Below are 3,869 nucleotides of genomic sequence, written 5' to 3'. Positions count from 1 at the left end.
CTTTTTTTGCAATAATAAACCTTAGCACGTTATCGATATTGATAATGACTACAAAACCAAAAATAAGCATGGCCCAGCCAGCAAAATTATTCCCGTTCGCAATCTGCAAAATCGCAGCTGGAACAAAAACAACCGGTGGCCCCAAAACGGGCACAAAAGAAATAAATGCTGTAATTACCCCCCAAAATACTGGGTCTTTATAACCCAAAACATAAAAAGAAAGACTCAAAAGCGAACCTTGAACGAGGCAGATCAGCCCTTGTCCTAATACATTTGCATAAGTTGTGTTTCGCATTTCATCACCAAAACGAAGTGCATTCTGTTCTCTGAAAGGTGCATATTTAATCAATGAAAATTCGAATTTTCTTCGTTCTATTAACATAAAGTAGAGTAAAAAGTACATCACCAATAAACTTAATATAATATTTACTGCACTCGATATTAAGGATGGAAAAAGCTGAGTGGCCCAATTCCCCAAGCGGTTTAATCCTTCCTGAATAAGATCCTGATTAATTTTAACCGGAATAAGATGCTGTAATTTAACCAGCAGATTCCTGAAAAACACTTCATTGTTCTTCAATTCCGAAATTTTACTGATAACCATACTACTTAATGCATAAAAAGGCATTACAATGAGTATGATACTGATAGTGATAAGGAAAATAGCCGTTACTCTTTTATTCCAGCCCTTATTTTCTGCCAAATGGATATACGCCGGCCGCATTATAGTGTAAAGCACCAAAGTACTTAAAATAGCACTAAAAATACTTTGCAAAGAATACGCAATTAACACCCCCAGCGCAATAATAATGACCAGGTTAATGTTATTGCGTTGCTTATAAGAGAATACTGACATATTTAGATAATAAGGGTATTCTTTAAATGCTAAAATGGCTGATTTTGTTTTTCTAGATTTAAAATTTATATCCCATCATCAACCTCAATAAATTTGATTTTATTGTAAAGTGTTTTTCTGTCGATATTTAATATTTTTGCTGCCTTGGTTTTGTTGAAATTAACCGCTTTTAGCACTTCTAAAATAGCAGTATATTCAGCTTCTTTAGCAGTATTTCGCAAATTAAGTGATTTATCATCATTTAATTTTAGGGACAAAGGAAGTGCTTTTTTTTCGTGCTGTGTCTTAGGATAATCAGTCATTCGAAGCTCCAATGGCAAAACATGAGTTTCTATCCAATCACCATCGGTTAATAAAGCAATCCGCCTGACAACATTCTTCAGCTCACGTACATTACCTGGCCAATTATATGCTAATAAACATCTCATCGCTTCATCAGAAAAGCCTTTAATTTTTTTGTTCAATTCTTTGTTTACTGCAGCCAGAAAACGTTCAGCAAAGATAAGAACATCATTATCCCGGTGTTTCAATGATGGAACATGTATAGAAAATTCATTAAAACGGTGATATAAATCTTCCCTGAATATACCCTTTTGAATCCCTTCTACTAAATTTTCATTTGTAGCTACAATAAGCCGCACATCCAGATCAATCTCCTTCGTACTTCCAATCCGCTTTATTTTCCGCTCTTGAACTGCCCTGAGCAAAGTTGCCTGGATCTCATAGGATAAATTACCGATCTCATCAAGAAATAATGTACCTCCATTAGCCTGCTCAAAGTGACCGATTTTAGTGAAGGCTGCTCCGGTAAACGCCCCTTTCTCATGTCCAAAAAACTCACTGGCGGCTAATTCTTTTGTTAAAGAACCACAATCCATGGCGATGAAAGGTTCTTTGCCACGCGAACTATTTTGGTGAATGGTTTTAGCAACACATTCTTTCCCTGTTCCACTTTGCCCCGTTAAAATGACCGTGTACCCTGTTCGTGCTATGAGTTGGATTTGTTTCAGTAAAAGTGCCGATGCATCGCTCTCCCCATTTATATACTCCGGGCCATTTAGAAAATCGGAAATAACATTACGACCAGCGCGTTCAAAATTTTTAGGCGATTTTAAGGTCTCTTGCGTTTCAAGGGCTTTATTTATGGTATTTAAAATCTCATCCGGGTAAAGCGGTTTCACTATATAATCGTAAGCCCCTAGTTTTATCAATTCTACGGCAAGCTTAATATCTGAATAACCTGTAATAATAATCACACCGGTTGCTGGATAGTTTTCCTTAATGTGGATTAAAATCTCTTTCCCATCTGTATCATCCAAACGATAATCGCATAATACTAAATCGAATCTCTCTTTTTCAAGAATTTGTAAAACCGTTCTACCTGTTGTTACATTCGAAACTTCAAATCCATTTTTAGTTAAAAACTTGCAGAGTAATAAACCGATGCTAATTTCATCGTCAACAATGAGTATCTTTTTCATGAGTAGCGTTGTTATTATAAAAACCCATACGTAGTGGTAAGCACATTAGGGTTAATAATTAATTAACATAATTACTCAAAAAAAATTGCATTGAAAAATTTTTGCAACACTTTCGTTACACCGTATATCAAATTAATACTACAAAGGCATTGCTACTTTCCAGAAAAATTTGCTTTTCTCTTTTCAACAAATGCAGTTACGCCTTCTTTAAAATCGGCAGTTTCGAAACATTTGCCAAATTCTTCAATTTCGGTAGCGTAGCCATTGTTATTATTTACAGCTGCAATTACAGATTTTATCGCTGCCGAAACAGCCAGCGGTGCACGTTGCTTAATAACATTCAGCAGCTCTTCAGCCTTGCTAATTAGATCAGACTGTGGAACAACATAATTTACAAGACCTATTTTTTCTGCATCCAAAGCAGTAATCATATTTGCGGTCGTAATCATTTCTATTGCTTTACCTTTTCCAACCAATTGTGTAAGGCGCTGGGTACCGCCATAACCAGGAATTAAACCCAAAGTAACTTCAGGCAAACCTAGTTTTGCATGATCTGATGCGATGCGTATGTGGCAGGCCATGGCAAGCTCCAATCCTCCGCCCAGAGCAAATCCATTAATTGCCGCAATAAATGGTTTTGAAGAATTCTCAATGGCATTAAAAACCAGATCATGACCACGTTTTGCTAAATCTTCTCCCTGTTTACCACTATAATCAGAAAACTCTTTAATGTCAGCTCCCGCAACAAAGGCCTTTTCACCTGCTCCGGTTAAAATAACACCCCTTACATCATCTGTTTTGCCCGCGAAGGCAATTACATCCGCTAATTCAGCCAAAGTATCTTTATTTAAAGCATTCACCGCTTTTTCACGGTTGATGGTAACGTATAAAATGTTTTCTTTTATCTCTGAGATTAAATTCTGGTATGCCATAGCTTAAAAATTTCTGTTTTCTGTAACCCAATTCTGAATATATTCTACAATACTTGCCATTGTTGTACCTGGAGGAAATAGCTCCCCAACACCCATATCTGCAAGTTTTAACCGATCAGCTTCCGGAATAATCCCTCCGCCAGTTAATAACACATCATCTAACTGTTTTTCTTTCATAAAATGAATAATTTTTGGAAAAACCGTCATGTGTGCGCCCGATAGGATGGAAATCCCAATGGCATCAACATCCTCCTGAAGCGCTGTGTTTACCACCATTTCTGGTGTTTGGCGTAAGCCGGTATAAATTACTTCCATGCCAGCATCCCGTAAGGAAGTTGCGATTACTTTGGCCCCTCTGTCGTGGCCATCTAATCCAACTTTAGCTACTAAAACGCGGATAGGCCGATTTAATACTTTGCTCATAATGAATATTAAGTTGACGTAAATGTATCGATTTTATTAGGTAATTGAGAAATAGAGGTGCACGACAAATAGCATACGCGGTCGTCATCCTGAATTTATTTCAGGATCTTTCCTGCTATAAAGATGCTGAAACGAGTTCAGCAGGACGTGGTCGACTTGAAATGTGCAATTTATCGT

The 3,869-nt window shown here is 37.1% G+C and carries 4 protein-coding genes; all 4 read right to left on the bottom strand.

Features of this window, described 5'->3' with window-relative positions:
* Window positions 1-856: AI-2E family transporter (locus tag AC1DPQ_RS20635; protein WP_477610724.1), on the bottom strand; the 856-nt coding region annotated here is incomplete at its 3' end.
* 65 nt (window positions 857-921) lie between these two features.
* Window positions 922-2,337, bottom strand: coding sequence for a sigma-54-dependent transcriptional regulator (locus tag AC1DPQ_RS20630; protein WP_477581590.1), 1,416 nt, complete (start codon window positions 2,335-2,337; stop codon window positions 922-924).
* A gap of 152 nt (window positions 2,338-2,489) precedes the next feature.
* A complete protein-coding gene (locus AC1DPQ_RS20625) occupies window positions 2,490-3,269 on the bottom strand; it encodes an enoyl-CoA hydratase/isomerase family protein (RefSeq protein ID WP_477581588.1) in 780 nt (259 codons plus the stop codon).
* A 3-nt stretch (window positions 3,270-3,272) separates the two neighbouring features.
* Window positions 3,273-3,692, bottom strand: coding sequence for a cobalamin B12-binding domain-containing protein (locus AC1DPQ_RS20620; protein WP_057930804.1), 420 nt, complete (start codon window positions 3,690-3,692; stop codon window positions 3,273-3,275).
* Window positions 3,693-3,869 lie beyond the last annotated feature (177 nt).

The sequence above is a fragment of the Pedobacter sp. 01T416_2 genome, assembly GCF_056398925.1.
Note: the sequence above shows the minus strand (reverse complement) of the source record. Positions and strands in the feature narration are given on the sequence as shown.